The 22152-nt window shown below is 64.1% G+C and carries 18 protein-coding genes and 1 pseudogene; 16 read left to right on the forward strand and 3 right to left on the reverse strand.

The genetic code is table 11. From position 1 onward, the window contains the following. Positions 1-2 precede the first annotated feature (2 nt). The 3 genes from tssK to tagH are packed head-to-tail and all read right to left on the reverse strand — an operon-like array spanning position 3 to position 3422. Positions 3-1337, reverse strand: a complete 1335-nt coding sequence (gene tssK, locus BLR94_RS04410) for a type VI secretion system baseplate subunit TssK (RefSeq protein WP_084303562.1) — start codon at positions 1335-1337, stop codon at positions 3-5. A gap of 14 nt (positions 1338-1351) precedes the next feature. Next, positions 1352-1819 (reverse strand): type VI secretion system lipoprotein TssJ, encoded by a 468-nt coding sequence (tssJ, locus tag BLR94_RS04415; RefSeq protein WP_084303563.1) that lies wholly within the window; start codon positions 1817-1819, stop codon positions 1352-1354. A 52-nt stretch (positions 1820-1871) separates the two neighbouring features. Further along, positions 1872-3422: a type VI secretion system-associated FHA domain protein TagH gene (gene tagH / locus BLR94_RS04420; protein ID WP_084303564.1), complete on the reverse strand. Its 1551-nt coding sequence runs from the start codon at positions 3420-3422 to the stop codon at positions 1872-1874. Between the two features lie 352 nt (positions 3423-3774). On the opposite strand from tagH, the gene tssA reads away from it, so the two are divergent. The 16 genes and pseudogenes from tssA to BLR94_RS04500 all read left to right on the forward strand — a co-directional run bounded on the left by tssA (position 3775) and on the right by BLR94_RS04500 (position 22148). Beyond that, a complete protein-coding gene (gene tssA / locus BLR94_RS04425; protein ID WP_084303565.1) occupies positions 3775-4812 on the forward strand; it encodes a type VI secretion system protein TssA in 1038 nt (345 codons plus the stop codon). Positions 4813-4899: 87 nt separating this feature from the next. Continuing rightward, the gene (tssB, locus tag BLR94_RS04430) at positions 4900-5418 is read left to right on the forward strand and encodes a type VI secretion system contractile sheath small subunit (RefSeq protein ID WP_042553512.1); all 519 of its coding nucleotides are present in this window, start codon (positions 4900-4902) and stop codon (positions 5416-5418) included. Between the two features lie 12 nt (positions 5419-5430). Further along, positions 5431-6924 (forward strand): type VI secretion system contractile sheath large subunit, encoded by a 1494-nt coding sequence (gene tssC / locus BLR94_RS04435; RefSeq protein WP_084303566.1) that lies wholly within the window; start codon positions 5431-5433, stop codon positions 6922-6924. A gap of 73 nt (positions 6925-6997) precedes the next feature. Further along, on the forward strand, positions 6998-7486 hold the full coding sequence (locus BLR94_RS04440; protein ID WP_084303567.1) for an Hcp family type VI secretion system effector: 489 nt from the start codon (positions 6998-7000) through the stop codon (positions 7484-7486). A gap of 167 nt (positions 7487-7653) precedes the next feature. After that, positions 7654-8454, forward strand: a complete 801-nt coding sequence (locus tag BLR94_RS04445; RefSeq protein ID WP_084303568.1) for a type VI secretion system accessory protein TagJ — start codon at positions 7654-7656, stop codon at positions 8452-8454. Further along, positions 8442-8957: a type VI secretion system baseplate subunit TssE gene (gene tssE / locus BLR94_RS04450; protein WP_084303569.1), complete on the forward strand. Its 516-nt coding sequence runs from the start codon at positions 8442-8444 to the stop codon at positions 8955-8957. Before BLR94_RS04445 ends, tssE begins: the two co-directional genes overlap by 13 nt. Next, positions 8954-10813: a type VI secretion system baseplate subunit TssF gene (gene tssF, locus BLR94_RS04455; RefSeq protein WP_084303570.1), complete on the forward strand. Its 1860-nt coding sequence runs from the start codon at positions 8954-8956 to the stop codon at positions 10811-10813. Before tssE ends, tssF begins: the two co-directional genes overlap by 4 nt. Further along, on the forward strand, positions 10777-11808 hold the full coding sequence (gene tssG, locus BLR94_RS04460; protein WP_084303571.1) for a type VI secretion system baseplate subunit TssG: 1032 nt from the start codon (positions 10777-10779) through the stop codon (positions 11806-11808). The genes tssF and tssG overlap by 37 nt, the downstream gene beginning before the upstream one ends. An 11-nt stretch (positions 11809-11819) precedes the next feature. After that, on the forward strand, positions 11820-14528 hold the full coding sequence (tssH, locus tag BLR94_RS04465) for a type VI secretion system ATPase TssH (protein ID WP_084303572.1): 2709 nt from the start codon (positions 11820-11822) through the stop codon (positions 14526-14528). A 35-nt stretch (positions 14529-14563) separates the two neighbouring features. Beyond that, positions 14564-16411, forward strand: a pseudogene (locus BLR94_RS27895) (type VI secretion system Vgr family protein); the annotation flags it as partial. 865 nt (positions 16412-17276) lie between these two features. Next, entirely contained in the window at positions 17277-17840 is a 564-nt protein-coding gene (locus BLR94_RS04475) for a hypothetical protein (protein ID WP_139207411.1), read from the forward strand. Positions 17841-17861: 21 nt separating this feature from the next. Continuing rightward, positions 17862-18968, forward strand: a complete 1107-nt coding sequence (locus BLR94_RS04480) for a DUF2169 family type VI secretion system accessory protein (protein WP_167359713.1) — start codon at positions 17862-17864, stop codon at positions 18966-18968. Then, positions 18965-20734, forward strand: coding sequence for a DNA/RNA non-specific endonuclease (locus BLR94_RS04485; protein WP_084303576.1), 1770 nt, complete (start codon positions 18965-18967; stop codon positions 20732-20734). Before BLR94_RS04480 ends, BLR94_RS04485 begins: the two co-directional genes overlap by 4 nt. A gap of 1 nt (position 20735) precedes the next feature. Next, a complete protein-coding gene (locus tag BLR94_RS04490; RefSeq protein WP_084303577.1) occupies positions 20736-21152 on the forward strand; it encodes an immunity protein YezG family protein in 417 nt (138 codons plus the stop codon). Positions 21153-21271: 119 nt separating this feature from the next. Next, entirely contained in the window at positions 21272-21829 is a 558-nt protein-coding gene (locus tag BLR94_RS04495; RefSeq protein ID WP_084303578.1) for a hypothetical protein, read from the forward strand. A 34-nt stretch (positions 21830-21863) separates the two neighbouring features. Next, positions 21864-22148 carry a DUF7660 family protein gene (locus BLR94_RS04500; protein ID WP_244158078.1) on the forward strand — a complete coding sequence of 95 codons (285 nt, stop codon included), beginning with the start codon at positions 21864-21866 and terminating at the stop codon, positions 22146-22148. Positions 22149-22152 lie beyond the last annotated feature (4 nt).

The following is a 22152-nucleotide window of genomic DNA, read 5'->3' on the forward strand; positions in this document are numbered from 1 at the left end:
CGTCAGCCTCGGATGGCCCAGAAGGCCAGGTTCAGGCCAGGGAACTGGCCAGCGATATGGAAAGCGAAACCGCCGGAATGGATCAGCTGCTTCCAGTGGTCGCTGCCCCGATCCAGTTCGAAATAATTGGAGCCGGCGTGATACGGCAACTGCCGTGGCGCGACCGGCAGCGGCAGCAGGCCGATGCCCGGCAACTGCAGGTTGACCAGATCGCGAATGTGCTCCACGGAACCGATCTTGGCCTGCTGCGGAAAGTGCCCACGCAGGCTCTCGCCTGGAACGTCCGCACGCACCACCAGGATGAAGCTGGCGGAATCGAGCAGCGACTTGTCCGCCAGCATCGCCACGTGTACGCCGTAGGACTTCTCGACGATGGGGATGGGGATCGCGCGGCTGTCGATGACCATCGACAGCGCCTGACGCAGTGCCAGCATCACCGGCGCGAACGTGGTGGTCAGGTCGTCGTGCTCATAGACCGGGTATTCGCCCGGTCGCCGTTCGCTGGCCGTGAAGGTGGCGAACTCACCGGCCAGCGCCAGCAGCTCGCGGTACAGCACTTCCGGATGCAACGGCGTGATGCGTGCCAGGTGCGCCACCAGCGGCTGGGCGCGGTTGACCAGTTGCAAGAGCAGGAAATCGGCGATTTCCGACGCACCACCAGCACCAGAGGCGACCACCCGACCAGCCAGGGCCTCGCCACGCTGGTGCAGCAGACCGAGCAGTTCGTTGCGAAACGCCGAGAGCGGCCGCGAGGCGCTGACGTCGAGCAGCGGCGGGATGTAACCATCGTCCAGCAGCAGGCTGCGGTCTTCGCGCTTTTCCACCACGCGCACGACACCGATGGCCGCGTGCTCGTCGAGGCCGTCACGCTCGCTGATCAGGCGCAGGGCCAGGGAGCCGATGGCCACCGGCGCACGGCTCTCGAGGGAGGCGTTGTCGTCACGGACCTCGTGCACGCTGCTCTGATAGCGGGCCGAGCCCAGGCTCTCGCCGCTTTCCACGGTGTCGCGCACACCGGCACGGCGCAGTGGCAGGGCCAGGTAGATCACCCCGTCACGCAGGCTGTCATCGATATTGAGCGGCGCCGGCGCTGCATCGTTCTCGGGAATGTTGAACGGCGTGCCATCGGGCAACAGGCCCCGCGCGGACAGAATCGCCAGCTTGCCCTGGGTCAGCAGCGCGCTGTCGATGAGCAATTGCGAAAAGCCCCAGGCACCGGGTTGCGAGGCATGGTTGCGGCCCTCGACCAGGGTTTCGATATAGCGATCCTGCTGCTGGAAGTGCTGCGGACGCAGGAACATCCCCTCCGACCAAACCACACGATTGTTCCAGGACATGAACGGGTCTCCAGTCACTCAAGAGGGGTCAGCGGCGTGGCGCTGATGGCATAGGCGTCCAGCTGCAGGCGCAGGGCGCTTGCCTGATGGGCCGGAATGTCGATGACCTGGCGCCAGATCGAACGGTCGAGGGCGCGATAGGCCACGACCACACCCAGGTGGCGAGTGGCCTCGTCCAGGGTCAGCGCCTTGCGCTGGGTTTCGCCGGGACGCACCACCAAACGATCATGCTCGATCAGCTCGCCGGCCAGGGTCGCGTCGGCACGATCGACCAGCGAGAAGAAGTCGGCACGGGAAAAGGTCGAGGCGTTGCGCAACTGGTAGACGTGCACCCAGACCGGCGCGGCCGCGCCGTCGAGCGCCGGGTTGAGATCGCGGCTGGCCTGCAGTTGCAGCTCGACGGTAGTGGGTACCGGCTTTTCCGGCCCGGACGCGCAGGCGCCGAGCAACAGGAAAACCAGCAGTGTCAGAATCCTTGGCATAACGCTTCCTCAATGATTGCAGCAGGCTCGCGAGTGCGCGGGCCGAATGATCTCAACGGCCCCGCAAGCGTGCGATGTGCTCCTCGTAGGCGCGGCTGAACTCACGACCGAACAACTCCTGAAAACCGTCTTCGGCCTCCTGGGAAATGGTCGCGTAGAGCTCGGTGAACAGCTCCCAGTAATGGGCACGACGGCCATTGGGCAACAGTGCCGAGAGCCCGCTCGGCTTGTTCAGACGCCCTTCCAGCTCGCGCGGTTCAAACCGTGCCAGCAAATATTTGATGGCTGCCTGAACGCCAGCCATCAGCGCCAACTGGTGGGCGCGCAGATCGTCGAAACTCTCGCCGACCGCCTGATCGGGCGCCATGAAAGCCTGATTGTCGTGACGCAGCAACATCAACAGCGCTTCATCGACGTTGGGCGCGAACTTCAGCGGGTTGTTCTGTACGGGCTGGATCATGGTCTGCGCCATGCGGAACTCGCCCTTGAGGCTGGCCCGCGCACGCAGCACGTCGATCAGCCCTTCGACCATCAACCGGTAACTGCGCCCGATGGCCTCCATCTGCGCGGCAGCCGCGGCACGATCCAGGCGCAGATGCTGCAGGCCGGCACCACGCAGGAACGCCTCCATCAACTCGCCATCATCAATGGCAGCCGGCGTGGCGGGTTCAGGTGCAGGTGCAGGTGCAGGTGCAGGTGCAGGTGCAGGTGCAGGTGCAGGCTGAGGCGCCACGACCGGCTCGACAACCGGTAACGGCTGGACCTGCTGCACCGGCGACTCATCCACGACGAAGGGAGGGATTTCCACTGCCGGCATGGGTGGCGACTCGGCGAACGGGTCCGGCACCTCCATGGCGTCGACACCGGGCGGCTCGGCGAATGGATCGGGCATTGGTTGCGGTGCCGATGCGGCGCGAAGATCGGCGAAAGGATCCCAATCGTCCGGAATCACCGAAGCCGGTGTAGTGACCGGCGCAGCAGGAGCCGCGACCACGGCAGGTGGCCGTTGCGACGGTCGTGGTGGACGAAAATCGTGCTGCTGGGCCGGTACATGGTCGGAGACCGATGGCGCCACGGCTGCCGGAGGGCTGAGGAAGTCGAACAGGTCCGGCTTGGTATCGAATGGCGAATCGCGCCGTGGTGTCGGGCTCACGGGCGCTGCCGGGGCATTCACCGGCGGCATCTCGAGTGGCTGCGCACTGCGGCTCAGCAACGCCTCGAAGCTGTTGAACGGATCGTCCGACGGATTACCGCTCGGCGCCGGTGCCGCAGCCAGGGCAATGCCGCTGATCTGCACACGGATCTCGTATTCGCCGATCTTCAGCACTTCGCCATCTTCCAGAGGCTCACTGCTGCCGCGGCGCAAACGCGTACCGGCGGTCTGCAGAATCACCCCGTTGGTACTGGTATCGGTGATGTAGTAGATGCCGTCGCGGTACTGAATCACGCAGTGCTGGCTGGACACCAGCCGCTCGGGATCGGGCAATACCCAATCGTTCCCGGCGCTGCGCCCGATTTTCAGCTCACCCCGATCGAGCTCGACCTCGGCCCGCTGCCCGGGCGTCAGTTTGTGATAGGTGGTGATGACCAGACGCAGCGGCATTGCGGCTCCTTGCAGTGCGGTAAAAAGACCATGTTCTTCGAGGGGTGTCGATATGCCAAACGCCCTATTTTTTGCCCTTGGCCGATACGGTTCAATGCACGAGCGGGCATATCTTGCCAAGCGGTTGTGAGTCACTGCACAGAAGAAGGAAATACTGTGCCTCACGACAGTTTCTACCGCCTTGCCCTCGCTTGACAATGATCTGAGAGCACTCGGAGAATGATCCGGATTGGCATCGAACCTTGCCTGAATAGTGGCATTGTGCCGCCTAACGTGATGAATCCAGCCTGACAGGCAGCTCGCCGTCACTGCTTCATTTCGACTTTCAGGCCTGACATGGAGAGCACCTGACGTGGTGGATGTGTCGCACTTGCTCAACGCAGTATCCGACGAAAACCCATGTGGGGAAGACCTCGAATACGATGCCGATTTTCTCGAGCTGGAGCGCCTGGCGCTGGGCCAGCCGGAACGCCAGATGGGCCAGTCGGTCATCGCCGCCGAACCGCCGGACTGGCGCCAGGTACGCGAACGGGCCAGCGAACTGTTCGCCCGCAGCAAGGACCTGCGCCTGGCCAACCTGTACCTGCAGAGCGCCATCGCCCTCGAAGGCCTGAGCGGCCTGGCACAGAGCCTGACGCTGGTTCGTGAGCTGCTCACCCAGTACTGGGACGGTGTCTATCCGCAGCTGGATGCCGACGATGACAACGACCCGACCATCCGTATCAACGCCCTCAACGCCCTGAGCGCCGAGCCGGTGATCGTCCTGCTGCGTGAAGCCAGCATCACCCGCTCGCGCGCCTTCGGTTCGGTGAGCATCCGTGCCGCCCTGAACGCCGCGGACCTGCAGCGCTTCTCCAGCGAGACGCTCTCCGCCGATCAGTTGCGCGGCGCCTTCCTCGACACCGATGCCGAGCTGCTCGACAGCACCCGCACCGCCCTCGACGAAGCCAGCGCGGCGCTGGCCGATATCGAAGGCCTGCTCAGCGAGCGGGTCGGTTCGGCGCAAAGTGCCAACCTCGAAGTACTCAAGCAGGTACTGCGCCACACTCGGCAGATCTTCAACGACCAGGCACCCGCCGCAGACAACGACTCATCATCTGCCGATGACACTTACCAGCAGGCCGACGAACAGCCTTCGCAGGGTGCAGCAGAACACACAGCGCGCCAGGCGCCGGCAGCACCGGGACGCATAGCCAGCCGCGACGACGTGCTGCGTACGCTCGATCGCCTGCTGGAATATTACGCCCAGCACGAACCTTCCAGCCCGGTGCCGGTCTTACTGACGCGCGCGCAGAAGCTGGTCACCGCAGACTTCGCGGAAATCGTGCGCAACCTGATTCCCGACGGTATGTCGCAGTTCGAAAACCTGCGTGGCCCCGAATACGACTAACGTGCGGCGGATCTTCAGGGAAGCCCCACGCACATCGCTACCGGCCTATGGCCGACGAAGCCAGTGCACATGCACAGGAGGAGCAACATGAGCAGCAATACCAGCAGCCAGAAATTCATCGCGCGCAACCGCGCCCCGCGGGTACAGATCGAATATGACGTAGAGCTGTACGGTGCCGAGAAAAAGGTGCAGTTGCCCTTCGTCATGGGCGTGATGGCCGATCTGGCCGGCAAACCCGCCGAGCCCCAGGCCGCCGTGGCCGACCGCAAGTTCCTGGAAATCGACGCCGACAACTTCGACTCGCGCCTCAAGGCCATGAAGCCGCGCGCGGCCTTCCACGTGCCCAACGCACTGACCGGTGAAGGCAACCTGAGCCTCGACATCACGTTCGAGAGCATGGACGACTTCAGCCCGGCCGCCATCGCCCGCAAGGTCGACTCGCTGAACCAGTTGCTCGAAGCCCGCACGCAACTGGCCAACCTGCTGACCTACATGGACGGCAAGACCGGTGCGGAAGAGCTGATCATCAAGGCGATCAAGGATCCGGCGCTGCTGCAGGCACTGGCTAGCGCGCCCAAGCCCCAAGACAACGAGCCGCAAGCTTAAGAGGACGTCCCGATGGCCCAGTTGATTCAGGATCCCGCGCAAGCGGCCGCCACTACCGAACAGACCAGCGAATTCGCTTCGCTGCTGCTGCAAGAATTCAAACCCAAGACCGAGCGCGCCCGCGAAGCGGTGGAAACCGCCGTACGCACCCTGGCCGAACACGCACTGGGCAAGACCGACCTGATCTCCGATGACGCGATCAAGTCCATCGAGTCGATCATCGCGGCGATCGATGCCAAGCTGACCGCTCAGGTCAACCTGATCATGCACCACCCGGACTTCCAGCAGTTGGAAAGCGCCTGGCGTGGCCTGCACTACCTGGTCAACAACACCGAGACCGATGAGCAGCTGAAGATTCGTGTGCTCAACATCTCCAAGCCCGAATTGCACAAGACCCTGAAGAAATTCAAGGGTACCGCCTGGGATCAGAGCCCGATCTTCAAGAAGCTCTACGAAGAGGAATACGGCCAGTTCGGCGGCGAGCCCTACGGCTGCCTGGTGGGCGACTACTATTTCGACCAGTCGCCACCCGACGTCGAACTGCTCGGCGAAATCGCCAAGATCTCCGCGGCCATGCACTCGCCGTTCATCTCCGCCGCCTCGCCGACGGTCATGGGCATGGGTTCCTGGCAGGAGCTGTCCAACCCGCGCGACCTGACCAAGATCTTCACCACCCCCGAGTACGCCGGCTGGCGCTCGCTGCGCGATTCCGAGGACTCGCGCTATATCGGCCTGACCATGCCGCGTTTCCTGGCCCGCCAGCCGTACGGTGCGAAGACCGATCCTGTCGAAGAGTTCGCCTTCGAGGAAGAAACCGACGGCGCCGACAGCAGCAAGTACACCTGGGCCAACTCGGCGTACGCCATGGCGGTCAACATCAACCGTTCGTTCAAGCTGTACGGCTGGTGCTCGCGCATCCGTGGCGTGGAGTCGGGCGGTGAAGTGCCGAACCTGCCGGCGCACACCTTCCCCACCGACGACGGTGGCGTGGACATGAAGTGCCCGACCGAAATCGCCATCTCCGACCGCCGCGAAGCGGAACTGGCGAAGAACGGCTTCATGCCGCTGCTGCACAAGAAGAACACCGACCTGGCGGCCTTCATCGGCGCCCAGTCGCTGCACAAGCCGGCCGAGTACGACGATCCGGACGCCACCGCCAACGCCAACCTGGCCGCGCGCCTGCCGTACCTGTTCGCCACCTGCCGCTTCGCTCACTACCTGAAGTGCATCGTGCGCGACAAGATCGGCTCGTTCAAGGAGCGCGACGAGATGCAGCGCTGGCTGCAGGACTGGATCCTCAACTACGTCGACGGTGATCCGGCGCACTCCACCGAAACCACCAAGGCCCAGCACCCGCTGGCCGAAGCCGAGGTGGTGGTCGAGGAAATCGAGGGCAACCCCGGTTACTACAGCTCCAAGTTCTATCTGCGCCCGCACTACCAGCTCGAAGGGCTGACCGTGTCGCTGCGCCTGGTATCCAAACTGCCTTCGGCCAAGGGGGCCTGAGGTTCGTCACTGTGGCGTCCGCATCGGCGGGCGCAGTTGAAACAGAGTGGCAAAAGCCACGAAAGGAGGAATGATGGCTGTTGATATGTTCATCAAGATTGGCGACGTCAAGGGCGAGTCCAAGGACAAGACCCACGCCGACGAAATCGACGTGCTGGCCTGGAGCTGGGGCATGAGCCAATCCGGCTCGATGCATGTTGGCGGTGGCGGCGGTGCCGGCAAGGTCAACATTCAGGATCTGTCGCTGACCAAGTACGTCGACAAGTCCAGCCCCAACCTGATGATGGCCTGCTCCAGCGGCAAGCATTATCCGGAAGCCAAGCTGACCATCCGCAAGGCCGGTGGCGATTCTCAGGTCGAGTACCTGATCATCACCCTGAAGGAAGTCCTGGTGTCTTCCATCAGCACGGGCGGTAGCGGTGGCGAAGATCGTCTTACCGAAAACGTCACCCTGAACTTCGCTCAGGTGCTGGTCGACTATCAGCCGCAGAAAGCTGATGGTGCCAAAGACGGTGGCCCGGTCAAATACGGCTGGAACATCCGCCAGAACGTCAAGGTGTAACACCTGCTCGATAGTTGAGCGCACAGCGATGCCCGGCACTGCGCCGGGCATCGCTGGTTCTGATCAGAACGAATTTTTCGCTGGCGCGCCGCCACTGCCAACGCAGATGCGACGCGCCGAAGGATCACCGCACGACAGCGGTGACCGCGCCAGTACAGGGACCGACGATGACTGCCGAACAATACCTGCGAAACGCACAGCTCGACGACGCGCTGAAGGCGCTGCAGGACCAGGTTCGAGGGCAGCCCGCCAAGGCCGAACTGCGGGTATTCCTGTTCCAGCTGCTGGCCGTGATGGGCCAGTGGAGTCGCGCCCAGAATCAGTTGAAGGTCGCCGGCGAGCTGGATCCCGCCTGCCTGCCCATGGTGCAGACCTACAGCACCGCGCTGAACTGCGAAGCCCTGCGTGAGAAGGTGTTCGCCGGGCGTACGTCGCCGGTAGTCCTCGGCCAACCCGCCGAGTGGGTGGCCCCGCTGATCCTGGCACTGGAGCAGGATGCACAGGGCAACGCCGAGGCGGCCCAGCGCCTGCGCGACCAGGCCTTCGAAGCCGCTGCAGCGGTACCGGGCAAGCTCGACGATGCCCCCTTCGCCTGGCTGGCCGATGCCGACCCACGCCTGGGCCCGGTGCTCGAGCTGATCGTCAACGGCCGCTACGTCTGGCTGCCCATGGAAAACATCGCCAGCCTCAGCCTGGAAGCGCCCAGCGACCTGCGTGACCTGGTCTGGTTGCCGGCTCAGGTAACCCTGACCAATGGCGGCAGCACCGTGGCGCTGATCCCCAGCCGTTATCCCGGCAGCCACGCCAGCAGCGACGGTGCGCTGCGTATGGCGCGCAAGACCGAATGGCAGGACAACGGCCTGCCACTGGGCCAGCGGCTGTTCGCCTTCGATCAGGGTGAACAGGCGCTGTTCGATGTCCGCACACTGAGCTTCGACCACGGGAATGCAGCGGCATGGCCGACCTGAAACGTCAGGAACGCCTGCAGCCCGCGCTGCTCGATCGCCTGCTCGACGACGATCCGGGCAACCCGGCGGAAAGCGTCGACAAGCGCGTGCTGACCCTCAACCAGTTGCGCGCCTCGGTACTGCGCGACCTGGCCTGGTTGTTCAACACCATCGCCCCACTGACCAGCGACGACGAGGCGCTGACCCGGGCCGGCAGCTCGGTGGTCAATTTCGGCCTGCCACCGCTGGCCGGGCACAGCGCCTCGAGCATCGACATACCGGCGGTCGAGCGCCTGCTGACCAAGGCCATTGCCGACTTCGAGCCGCGCATCGTGCGCTCGTCGTTGCGCGTGCGCGCTCGCCAGGAAGCCGAGGAAATGAGCCACAACTCCCTGAGCTTCGAGATCGAAGGCGACCTCTGGGCGCACCCCATGCCGCTACGCCTGCTGCTGACCACCGAGCTGGACCTGGAAACCGGCCACGTTCAGGTGCTGCCCGCCGACGCATCACGGAGACGACGATGAACCCGCGCCTGCTCGGCTACTACAACCAGGAACTGCAACATATCCGCGAGAGCGCCGAAGAGTTCGCCGGCGAATTCCCGAAGATCGCCAGCCGCCTGACGCTGTCGGGCGTGGAATGCGCCGATCCTTATGTGGAGCGCCTGCTCGAGGGCTTCGCCTACCTGACCGCGCGGGTGCAGCTCAAGCTCGATGCCGAGTACCCGACCTTCACCCACAACCTGCTGGAGATCGCCTACCCGCACTACCTGGCACCGACCCCGTCGATGACCGTGGTTCAACTGTGCGCCGATCCCAACGAAGGCTCCCTGAGCAGCGGCTTCACCCTCGAACGCGGCGCCTCGCTACGCGGCCTGCTTGGCAGCGAAGCGCAGACCGCCTGCGAATACCGCACCTGCCAGCCGGTCACGCTATGGCCGCTGGAAGTGATCCAGGCCAGCTATTTCGGCAACCCGACGACGCAGCTCGGCCGCCTCGCCGCCAGCGAGCCCGGTGCCAAGGCCGGTTTGAAACTGCGCCTGCGCACTGGCGCCGGCCTGCCCTTCAATGCCCTGGACCTGGATACCCTGACGTTCTTCCTGCACGGCGCCGACGAGCAACCCTTCCGTCTTTACGAACAATTGCTCGGCAATGCCTGTGCCCTGTTCGTGCGGGCGGTGGATGGTTCGTGGGTCGAGCGTCTGCCACCCGACAGCCTGCGTCCCCGCGGCTTCGACGACCAGGACGCGGCGCTGCCGGTGGTGCCCCGAGCGTTCCAGGGCTATCGCCTGCTGCAGGAATACTTCGCCCTGCCGAACCGTTTCCTGTTCGTCGAGCTGACCGGGCTCAAACGCGCCGTGCAACGCAATGCCAGCCAGGAGCTGGAGATCGTGGTGCTGTTCAATCGCCTCGACAACAGCCTGGAAAACAGCATCGGCGCCGAGCAGTTCCGCCTGTTCTGCACCCCGGCGATCAACCTGTTCGCCCGGCGCGCCGACCGCATTCACCTCAGCGACCGTGTCCACGAACATCAGATCATCGCCGACCGCACGCGCCCGCAAGACTTCGAGATCCATTCGGTCAGCGAAGTCAGCGGCCATGGCAGCGGCCCGGAGCAACCGTTCCAGCCGTTCTATGCGGTGCGCGACCCGTCGCGCTATGGTCGCGAACAGGCCTGGTACAGTCTGCGCCGCGAGCCTCGCGTGCTGTCGAGCAAGCAGCGTCGCAACGGCCCGCGCTCCACCTACATCGGCAGTGAGACCTTCATCTCCCTGGTCGACGCCAACCAGGCGCCCTATCGTCACGATCTGCGCCAGCTGGGCATCGCCGCACTGTGCACCAATCGCGATCTGCCGCTGTCGATGCCGATCGGCGGGACGCGCAGCGATTTCACCCTGGAGGACAGTGCGCCAGTGGTCGCGGTGCGTTGCCTGGCCGGCCCCAGCCGACCGCGCGCCAGTCGCGCCCACGATGCCAGCGCCTGGCGCCTGATCAGCCAGCTGTCGCTCAACTACCTGTCGCTCAGCGAACAGGGCCAGGGCGCCGCCGCCCTGCGCGAGCTGATGCGCCTGTACGGCGACGCTGGCGACAACGCCCTGCAACTGCAGATCGACGGCCTGCGTCAGGTCAGCAGCAAGGCCTGCACGCGACGCCTGCCGATGCCCGGGCCGATCGTCTTCGGTCGCGGCCTGGAGATCGGCCTGGAGTTCGACGAGAACGCCTTCCGCGGTACCGGGGTGTTCCTGCTCGGTTCGGTGCTGGAGCGCTTCCTGACACGTTACGTATCGATCAACAGCTTCACCGAAACGGTGCTGCGCACCACCGAGCGGGGCGAAGTGATGCGATGGAGGGCCAAGCCCGGATGTCGGCCGACCCTGTAGACACGCTGGCGGCGATGGCCGACGCGCCCTGGAACTATGACTTCTTCCAGGCCATGCGGCGCATCGAGTGCGAATACCCCGAACGCCCGCGCCTCGGCCATTCCGTACGCCTGGTCGACGACCCGCTGCGTCTCGGCCAGAAGCCGGACTGCGGTTTCGCGCCCTCGACCCTGGCCAGCGTCATCCACGACAGCACCGGCACACCGCGCATCGAGCAGTTCTTCTTCGGCCTCACCGGCCCCAACGGCCCGCTGCCGCTGCACCTGACCGAACACGCCCGCGAGCGCCAGCGGCACCACGGCGACGCCACCTTCAAGCGCTTTCTCGATGTGTTCAATCATCGCCTGTTGACCCTGTTCTACCGCGCCTGGGCCGAAGCGCGGCCCACCGTCAGTCAGGATCGTGCAGACGATGACTACTGGTCACCGCGTCTCGGCGCCCTGTCGGGCCGAGGCATGCACAGCCTCATGGGCCAGGGCCCGATCGACGATGCCGCACGCTATTACTTCACCGGCCACCTGGCCGCGCAGACCCGCTATCCGGATGGCCTGCAGGCGATCCTCAGCGAGTACTTCGGCGTGCCGGTGGCCCTCGAGGAATATGTCGGCCAATGGCTGCAACTCCCCGAATACAGCCGCCTGGGCGCCTCGACCTGCACCCTCGGCGTGGACTTGTGCCTGGGTACCCACGTGTGGGATCGGCAACACAAGTTTCGCTTGCGCATGGGCCCGTTGAGCCTGGCGCAGTACCGACGCTTTCTGCCGGATCAGCCACTGCTCGCCGAGCTGGCGGCCTGGGTGGCCGAATACGTCGGTGAAGAACTGGACTGGGACACCAACCTGGTGCTCAAACAGGAGGAAGTACCGCAGGCCAGTCTGGCCGGCGATTACCGACTCGGCTTCGATACCTGGCTCGGCACGCCCGACCAGGATGCAAAGGATCTGCTGCTGGCCCGACAGCATGTCGTCAGCCAGCCGCTCCATACCCCGAACTAGAGGACGAAAAAATGGGTGAAATCAGTCGCGCCGCGCTGTTCGGCAAGTTGAACAGCGTCGCCTACAAGGCCATCGAAGCCGCCACCGTATTTTGCAAGCTGCGTGGCAACCCCTACGTCGAGCTGAGCCACTGGCTGCATCAGATCCTGCAGTTGCAGGATTCCGACCTGCACCAGATCGTGCGTCAGTTCAGCATCGAGCCGGGCCGCCTGGCCAAGGACATCACCGAAGCCCTGGATCGCCTGCCGCGCGGCTCCACATCGATCACCGACCTGTCCTCCCACGTCGAGGAAGCGGTCGAGCGCGGCTGGGTCTACGGCAGCCTGATGTTCGGCGAAAACCAGGTACGCACCGGCTATCTGGTGGTCGGCATTCTCAAGACACCGAGCCTGCGCAATGCCTTGCTGGCCATCTCTCGCGAGTTCGACAAGGTCAAGGTCGAGACCCTCACCGAACGCTTCGACGAGATCGTCGGTGCCTCGCCGGAGAATGCCCTGAGCGCCACCGACGGTTTCGATGCCGGTGCGGTGCCGGGCGAAGCCAGTGGCGCCATCGCGCCCAGCGCGATGGGCAAACAGGAGGCGCTCAAGCGCTTCACCGTCGACCTCACCGAACAGGCGCGCAGCGGCAAGCTCGACCCCATCGTCGGGCGCGACGACGAGATTCGCCAGCTGGTCGACATCCTCATGCGTCGCCGTCAGAACAACCCGATCCTCACTGGCGAGGCCGGGGTGGGCAAGACCGCGGTGGTCGAAGGTTTCGCCTTGCGTATCGTCGCCGGCGACGTCCCGCCAAGCCTCAAGGACGTCGAGCTGCGTAGCCTGGACGTCGGCCTGCTGCAGGCGGGCGCAAGCATGAAGGGCGAGTTCGAACAGCGCCTGCGGCAGGTCATCGAGGACGTACAGAGCTCACCCAAGCCGATCATCCTGTTCATCGACGAAGCCCACACCCTGGTCGGCGCCGGTGGCGCGGCCGGTACCGGCGATGCCGCCAACCTGCTCAAGCCGGCGCTGGCCCGCGGCACCCTGCGTACCGTGGCCGCCACCACCTGGGCGGAATACAAGAAACACATCGAGAAGGACCCTGCGCTGACCCGCCGCTTCCAGGTCGTGCAGGTGGACGAACCCTCCGAGCACCGTGCGATCCTGATGATGCGCGGCGTCGCCTCGACCATGGAAAAACACCATCAGGTGCAGATCCTCGACGAAGCGCTGGAGGCTGCCGTCAAGCTGTCGCACCGCTACATTCCGGCCCGTCAGTTGCCGGACAAGTCGGTCAGCCTGCTCGACACCGCCTGCGCCCGCGTAGCCATCAGCCTGCACGCCGTGCCCGCCGAAGTGGACGACAGCCGTCGGCGCATCGAGTCCCTGGAGACCGAGCGCGCGATCATCGGCCGTGAACAGGCCATTGGCGTCACCATCGGCAGCCGCCTGCTGGACGTCGATACGGCGCTGGCCGAAGAACGCCTGCGCCTGGTCACCCTGGAAACCCGCTGGGCCGACGAGAAGGCCCTGGTAGACGAGCTGCTGGCCACCCGTGCCCGCTTGCGCGCCGCTGCCGAGCCGCTGGACGACACCAGCCGGGAGGCAGGCGCCGAACAGCCGGCCCTGAACGACGAGCAACGCACTGCACTGCGCGAGACCCTCGCCGACCTGCAGCAGCGTCTCAGTGCCCTGCAGGGCGAGGCGCCCCTGATCCTGCCGACCGTGGATTACCAGGCGGTCGCCTCGGTGGTCGCCGACTGGACGGGCATCCCGGTCGGGCGCATGGCACGCAACGAGCTGGAAACCATCCTCAAGCTCGACCAGCACCTGAAGAAGCGCATCATCGGCCAGGACCACGCCCTGGAGATGATCGCCAAGCGTATCCAGACCTCCCGTGCCGGCCTGGACAACCCCAACAAGCCGATCGGCGTGTTCATGCTCGCGGGCACCTCCGGCGTGGGCAAGACCGAAACCGCCCTGGCCCTGGCCGAAGCCCTCTACGGCGGCGAGCAGAACGTCATCACCATCAACATGAGCGAGTTCCAGGAAGCGCACACGGTGTCCACCCTCAAGGGCGCGCCACCGGGCTACATCGGCTACGGCGAAGGTGGCGTGCTGACCGAAGCGGTACGTCGCAAGCCCTATAGCGTGGTGCTGCTCGACGAGGTGGAGAAAGCCCACCCGGACGTGCACGAGATCTTCTTCCAGGTGTTCGACAAGGGCGTGATGGAAGATGGCGAAGGCCGTCAGATCGACTTCAAGAACACCCTGATCCTGCTCACCACCAACGCCGGTACCGAGCTGATCGCCGGGCTGTGCAGCGACCCGGAGCTGATGCCCGAACCCGAAGGCATCGCCAAGGCACTGCGCGACCCCCTGTTGCAGATCTTCCCGCCGGCCCTGCTCGGCCGCCTGGTGACCATCCCCTACTACCCGCTCTCCGATGACATGCTCAAGGCCATCACTCGCCTGCAACTCGAGCGCATCAAGAAGCGCATCGAAAGCACCCACAAGGTGCCGTTCGATTACGATGACAGCGTGATCGATCTGGTGGTCTCGCGCTGCACCGAGAACGAGAGTGGCGGTCGGCAGATCGACGCCATCCTGACCAACAGCATGCTGCCGGACATGAGCCGCGAGTTCCTGACCCGCCTGCTCGAAGGCAAACCGCTGAGCGGGGTGCAGGTAACGCAGCAGAACAACGAGCTGCATTACAACTTCGAACGAACGCAGTGAGCATCAGCGGCGCTCGCCGCGGTAGAGGACGCTAGATGGCAATCACTCAGGATGCACGCATGGCAATCGTCACCACCCCGCTGGGTGGTGACGTGCTGGTGCTGCGACGAATGGAGGGCCGGGACGAGCTCAGCCGCCCCTTCGCCTACGAGCTGGCGCTGATCGCCGAAGATCATGCGCTGCCACTCGATGCCCTGCTGGGCAAGCCGATGGGGCTGACCCTGCAACTGGCCGACGGCAGCGACCGCTACTTCCACGGCATCGCTGCGCGCTGCAGCCAGGCGGCTGGCAGCGGTCAGTTCGCCAGCTACCGGGTCAGCCTCAAGCCCTGGCTATGGCTGCTGTCGCGCACCTCGGACTGCCGCATTTTCCAGAACAAGACGGTGCCCGATATCGTCAAGCAGGTCTTCCGCGACCTGGGTTTCTCCGATTTCGAAGACGCCCTCACCCGCTCCTACCGGGAGTGGGAATACTGCGTGCAATACCGCGAAACCAGCCTCGACTTCGTCAGCCGGCTGCTCGAGCAGGAAGGCATCTACTACTACTTCCGCCACGAGCAGGCCCGCCACGTACTGGTACTGTGCGACGCCTATGGCGCCCACCGGGCCGCTCCCGGCTACGCCAGCGTGCCCTACTTCCCGCTGGAAGATCAGATGCGCGAGCGCGACCACATCTACGACTGGCACCTCAACCAAGAAGTGCAGTCAGGTTCGCTGGAACTCAACGACTACGACTTCCAACGCCCCAGCGCGCGCCTGGAAGTGCGCTCGATCGTCTCGCGCCCGCATAGCAACGCCGGGCACCCACTGTTCGACTATCCCGGTGAATACGTACAGAGCAAGGACGGCGAGCAATACGCGCGCAATCGCATCGAGGCCATCCATACCCAGTACGAGCGCGTGCAGTTTCGCAGCAACGCGCGGGGGATCGGAGCCGGCCACCTGTTCAGCATGACCGGCTACCCACGCGCCGATCAGAACCGCGAATACCTGACGGTCAGTGCCGACTACCAGATCGTTCAGGAAGCCTTCGAGAACAATACCAGCGACGAACCGTTGCAGTTCGACAGCCGCCTCGACTGCATCGATGCCAGCCAGGTGTTCCGCCCGCTGCCGCTGACCGTCCAGCCGATCGTGCAGGGGCCGCAGACGGCCATGGTGGTAGGCCCACAAGGGGAGGAAATCTGGACCGATCAGTTCGGCCGGGTGAAGGTGCACTTCTACTGGGATCGTCACGACCAGTCCAACGAGAACAGCTCCTGCTGGATCCGCGTCTCGCAGAACTGGGCCGGCAAGAACTGGGGCTCTATCCAGATTCCGCGTATCGGCCAGGAAGTCATCGTCAGCTTCCTAGAGGGCGACCCCGATCGGCCCATCATCACCGGCCGCATCTACAACGCCGAACAGACCGTGCCTTACGAGCTGCCTGCCAACGCCACGCAGAGCGGTATCAAGAGCCGCTCCAGCAAGGGTGGCACGCCTGCTCAGTTCAATGAAATCCGCATGGAGGACAAGAAGGGCGAAGAGCAGTTGTACATCCATGCCGAACGCAATCAGGACATCGTCGTCGAGCTGGACGAGACCCACGCCATCGGCCGCGACCGCAGCAAGTCCATCGGCCGCAACGAGACCGTCGATGTCGGCGCCAACCGCACCAAGAAGATCGCCCGCAACGAGCGCTACAGCATTGGCCACAACAAGACAGTCAACATCGGCCGCTTCAAGGTCGAGAGCATCGGCATGGCCAAGATGACCAACGTCGGCCTGGGCTATAACCGCAACATCGGCATGGCGATGTTCTCGGCAGTGGGCCTGAACCGCACCGATTTCGTCGGCAAGACCTGGGCCGTCTCGGCCGGCGACAAGATCGAGTTCAAGGTCGGCAGCTCGCAGCTGACCCTGACACCGGATGCCATCTACCTCAGCGCCAAGGACATCCACTTCAAGGCGCAGGAGTACCTGCACGCCGACGCCCCCTCCGATATCCTGCTCAACTCGGGCACCGCACAGCCAGCGCCAGAACACAGCGGCAAGGCGGAGCCCGGCTCGCAGGTGGGCGCGCTGGCAGCGGTCACTGGCGTTCTGCGCGGCCTCGGCTCGCAGGGCGCACCGAGCGCCCAGGGTAATGACAAGCGCCCGGGCGCCGAAGCACAGGGCAGCCTCTCGTTGAGGAGCAATGCACCCGCGGCGGCCGATACGCCTGCAGCCGTTACCACCGGCCTCGGCAGCGCAGTGGATCGCATTGCCGCCCAGTCACCCGCGCTGCAGGAGGATCTGCGCTCGCTGCAGGAGCAAGGCTGGGATATCGAATACGGCCCTGCAGGCGCAGGCACGTACGTGAGTCAGGAAGGTGACGTGAGCCGGATCGTCATCGACGGCGACATGCGTGGCTCGCCCGCCACGGTGACCCAACTGTTGGCTCACGAGGTGGGCCATGCCACCCACCCCTACGAGGAAAACCTTTCTTCCAAGGCTGCCTACGTCAGCGGTGCCCTGCAAGACGAGGGCGCTGCGGTGCTGAACAACATCAAGGTACAGCGAGAGATCATCGCCAACGGCGGCCCGGACATCAGCATCAATGGTTCGGCAGCCAACCATGCGGCCTACAACGCAGCCTACGACCAGCTCGTCAGCAGCGGCGATAACGCTGCAGCCCGCAGGGCCGTCGGCCAGGTGTGGGGCAGCGAAACCTCATCGGTCAAGGTCGACGGCAAGTTCGTCACGTACAACGATTACTACGGCAGCTGGTATGACGATAACGTCGACGATTAAGCGGCCCTTTTTCAGGCTCTTTGCCTACCTGCTCGTGGCGAGCACGGCAGCCTGTTCAACAGCGAACGAGAACCAACGGATGAACCAAGCCTCTTTCACGCTCTGGCAAACCATCGAGCAACTGGCGCAGCAAGGGCCGCTGACCAAGGCCACGATCGAGCGGACGCTGGGCAGCACCTTGCAGTTGGACAAGCAGGATGAGCACCGCACCCGCTGGATTGGCGGAGAGGTTGTCCTGCAAGGCAACGTGCGCATCGCACAGACGGGTTTCACGGTGCTCAACAAGGAGCATGCGGCGCGCCAGAGCACCATCGGCCTGTTTCTGGCTGGTGCCTGCATAGGCCGCCATGACATAGAAGCGCAGTATGGTGAGCTGCTTCTGGTCTCGGCTCCGCGTGGCCGCTCACCGCACGAGACGAGCGTTTGGGAAAGCGCACGCCCCTGGGGCCAACTGCGCTTCGCGTTCAAGCAGAACAACCCCGAGTGCCTGCACAGCGTATCGATCATTCCATCCGTGCAATCGACACCCGGCGAATCTTGATTCATAGCGAACGGACACAGCGTGCAGATCGATAATCGCAGTGGCTTCCCCCATGCCTGGTTCGAGAAGACCGGCCCTGGCGGCGTCGTTTACGACGTACTGGTGCTGCGTGGTACCTTCGCGCTGAGCGGTGGCTACCGTCCACTGCCGCGAGCCGATGTGCAGGCCCCCATCGTCTATGCCGACGAATACGGTGGTCATCCCGAAGCCAACCCCCTGCAAAGCGTGCTGCGCCGCGAAGGCGACCTGACGCTGTTCAAACCGGCCAGCGACATCTACGTCACGGGTACCGCGCGCAGCGAAGGCGGTGTCGCTCAGCCTGGCTGGGTGGCCGGCATTCGCGTCGGCACACGGCGCAAGCTGCTGCAACTGCATGGCCCGCGGCGCTTCGAACGGCACGGGCAGGAATGGCGCCTGAGCAGCGCTGAGCCCGTCAACCAGGTGACCCTCGACTACCGCTATGCCTTCGGTGGCTGCTACAGCGTGATGGCAGGCGAAGAGAACCAGGTGGAGCGGGTGTACAACCCGGATAATCCGGCAGGCTGCGGTTGGCTTCCCGGCGAGGCTGACCTGAGGGCCGTTTCGCCCGAGGCCCAGACGCAGATACGCCAATGGCTAGAGGACGTAAGCGAGCTGCCGGCGCCACAGATCGAGGACGTCGATGCGCCCATCACCAGCCCCCATGACGCGCTGCCGCCACAAGGCTTCGCCCCCCTCGCCCGCTGGAGCCAGGCACGCCTGCAATACGCCGGCACCTACGACGAGCACTGGCAGCGCGAGCGCTATCCCCTGCTGCCCGACGACTTCGACGAACGTTTCTACCAGGCTGCGCCGCCCGGGCTGATCCAGCCCGGCTACCTGGCCGGCGACGAATTCATCTCCCTGCTCGGCATGCTGCCTGAGGGCCTGACGCATTTCCGTCTGCCCGGGATCCTGGCGCTGGTGTCGCTGACCCCGTTCCACGGCCGTACCCGACAAGGGCCGCTGGTGCTCGACACCGTGGCCATCGACCTGGATGCCCGGCACGTCTCGCTGATCTGGCGCGGCACCTTCGAGCGCGGCGAAGCCTGGCGGCGGCTGGCGATCGGCACGCTGGACGTCTCATCAGGACGAGATGACCGGACATGAGCGACTTTACCGTCCTGGATCCGATAGTCGTCAACTCCACCGACCTGTTCCGGTCGGACTATGGCATCGACAGCCTGGCTCAAGCGAACCAGGTAATCGACAACGCGGACGCGTTGTTCGCCCGGGACAGCCACGAGTGGGACGGTAACCGCCAGGCCTTCGACGAGACCGCGCAACGCGTCAAGCAGCGTTTCGAGGATGGTACCTACAAGGAAGGGGAACTGGCGCAGTCGCGAGCGGCCGAGGAAGGCGATGACCTGTGGGGCAACGCCCGCCACGCCGCCAACGACAGCCATGAATGGAAAGCCGTCTGCTCGGTACCGGACTTCTGCAAGGTCGGCAATGCCGTGGTGCCCTTCGACAGCTTCGCCACCATCGGCAATCAGACCCAGTCCTCACCGGACGTGAAAGCCCAGGGCGTGCCGGTGTATCGCGTCGGCGACCTGCACAAGGGTGTTCAGGGCGATGCCGGTTCCCACGTGGTGGCCGGCACTTCGCTCGGCGGCGGCTACGTCAAGTTTCTCAGCGGCCAGGACGACGTCAAGGTCAACGGCATCCCGCTGGTGCGCCAGGACAGCGCCTGCCTGGTCAATTGCAATGGCGCCGGCGTCGGTGGTGCCTTGGGCAAGGTCGTCACCACCCAGCGCGGCGCGGATACCCAGGCCGAAAAAACCGCCGAGGAGGCCAACCCGGAACTGCAGGCGCTGCTCGATGCAGAAGCCGACGAGCGCTCGCTGTGGGAGAAGACCAAGGACTTCGGCTCCGGCGCCTGGAGCAGCACCAAACGCATCGCCGAGGCGAGTGCCGACGACCCGCTGGATACCGGCGTTGGCATACTCAAGGGCATCGGCAATTTGCCTACGGATCTCTGGAACCTGGGGGTGATGGCCAGCAAATACAGCTCGGCGGCGGGTATCCCGCCTATCGCGCTACGCGCCCAGGCCATGGAAAAAGCCGCCCTTGCCGCTCACCAAGCCGGTGACCTGGCCAGGGCCAACGAACTGGCCAGTGAGGCCAGCAAGATGATGAACGCGGGCTACGCCGAGGATCTGTTCGAACTGAACAGCGATGCGCAACAAGGCGGCTCTTTCCTATCGATGTTGATACCCGGCAGCGTGGTGGTGAAGGGGGCGAGTAGAGCGGGCAAGGCGGTGCGCGGAATCGAGGCAGTTGGCGCCATAGCGGACACCGCCCGGGGTGCCAAGGGTGCTGCGCAGGCAGGTAAAACCGCAGGAACCGCCAGCGAAAGCGCACGAGCAGCCGATGCTACATCGGATGTAGGTAAAGGATCAGACGGCGCCAGACAGGGTGTACAGATCAAGAAACGAAGGCTCAAGCCAAATGACAGCTATGAGCTCAATGGCTACAAATACACCACCGACGCCGAAGGCCGTATCAGCTCCGTCGAGGGCAAGCTGGCACTGAAAAAGGCCGAACGCAACCCGTACGCCCAGCGTACTGTCGGCAAGAACGATGGCCGCATCGCTGATGACCAAGGCGGACACCTCATCGGCTCACAGTTCGGCGGACACGGCGGCAAAGGCAATCTGACCCCCATGCACAAGGACATCAACAACTATCACGCAGGTGAGTGGGGTCAGATGGAGAAACGCTGGGCTAGCGAGCTGGCGGCCGGTAAAGATGTGCATGTTAAAATCAGTCCGGTGTATACCGACACCACTATGCGAGCCAGTAAATTCAAGATTGTTGAAACCATTGGTGACGTCACCAGAACACGCACTATCAGAAACCCGACAGGTTCATGACATGACCCCTGAAATACAACAGCTCCAACAAACTATCGCCCAAGGTGTATACGACGCGCTGCCAGATGATGGCTGGATTCAGGCCCAGTACTCTCTTCTGACCATCACGCTCTTTGCCGAGGAAATCGGCCACTACCTGCCCGAAAATCGAAAGCCGGTTTACTTCACCATCGAAGACGAGGCAAGCGACGCATTCCATGAGCTACGTACCAAAATGGCAGCCCTCCATGAAAACGGGCACGCCTGGTACACCGCTACGTTCACACTTACTCCTGACGGCAACTTCAAATTCGATTTCATCTACGACGAACTACCTGCGTTCGAGATAATTCCATCCCCGGACAAATGGGCTGACGAATTCCGCACCTACCCACGGCCGGAGCTGCAGGATCTTGTTCCACAGCAGCCGAAGCTCTAGGGTTGCAACGACCGAAAATGGTCACAAACCAAAACGGACTTCATGACGTGACTCGCACGGTCGTCTGACTGGTGCAGTAAGCCTCCGATAAATCACATTGATGGATAGCAATTGCTGACATGACTCGCTTCCAGCGTATCCAGGCCAGCGTTCCCGCAGGCGTCGTGCTCCCCGATGCGCTGCGCCGAATCTGCGACTATCTGGATCGAAGCGATTATCCCATCAGCGGCTGCATGCGCCTCAGGCCCGACGACTACGGTGGCCTGCTCGCCTGGTTCGATGGCGACGCCGCCATGGCGGCCCAGTTCGCCTGCTTCGGCGCCGGCCCGGATGGTTCGCTGATCGCCTTCTGGCTGCTCGGCGACACCGACGCGCGGCAGGCACCGGTGGTTCATCTGGATTCGGAAGCGAGTGACAACCGGGTGCTGGCGAAGAACTTCGAGGACTTTCTGCTCCTGTTCGGCATCGGCTACGACGAGTTGGGCTTCGCCGACCTGAACCAGCCACCCGATAATCCAGGCTCGGCAGAAAATCTGCGCGCCTGGCTGCACGTCGAGTTCGGCCTGACCTGTCCGGCAACGGGCGCCAGCATCGTCGAAGAGGCCAACCGGGCATGCCCCGACATTCAGCATGCCATCGATGCGTGGTTCAGGAATCGCTACGGCGAAGCGACCTGAGCGTCCATCCGCCACTGAGTGAGTAGCGAAGCGAATGGCTGTGAACCCGATGGATCTGCACGAACGCTTGCAGGCGGTGCATGACCAGCAGAGCTTTCTGGTGTTTGTCAGGGCTCTGCTGCAAGACCGCCACGCCGCCAGCGACCTGGAGCGCGCGGGCGCACCAAGCGACTGGGCCAACAGCAGCCTTGCAGACTTCCTCGAGGGTGCCCTGGCCTGGGCCGAAGACAGCGAATTCGGTGATCGCCAGAACCTGGCCGAAGCCAACCCCTGGCAGCGCTTCGCGGCCTTTCTCTATTGCGGCAAGCTGTACGAATGAGGCA

The sequence above is a fragment of the Phytopseudomonas flavescens genome (genome assembly GCF_900100535.1).
Lineage (GTDB): Bacteria > Pseudomonadota > Gammaproteobacteria > Pseudomonadales > Pseudomonadaceae > Aquipseudomonas > Aquipseudomonas flavescens.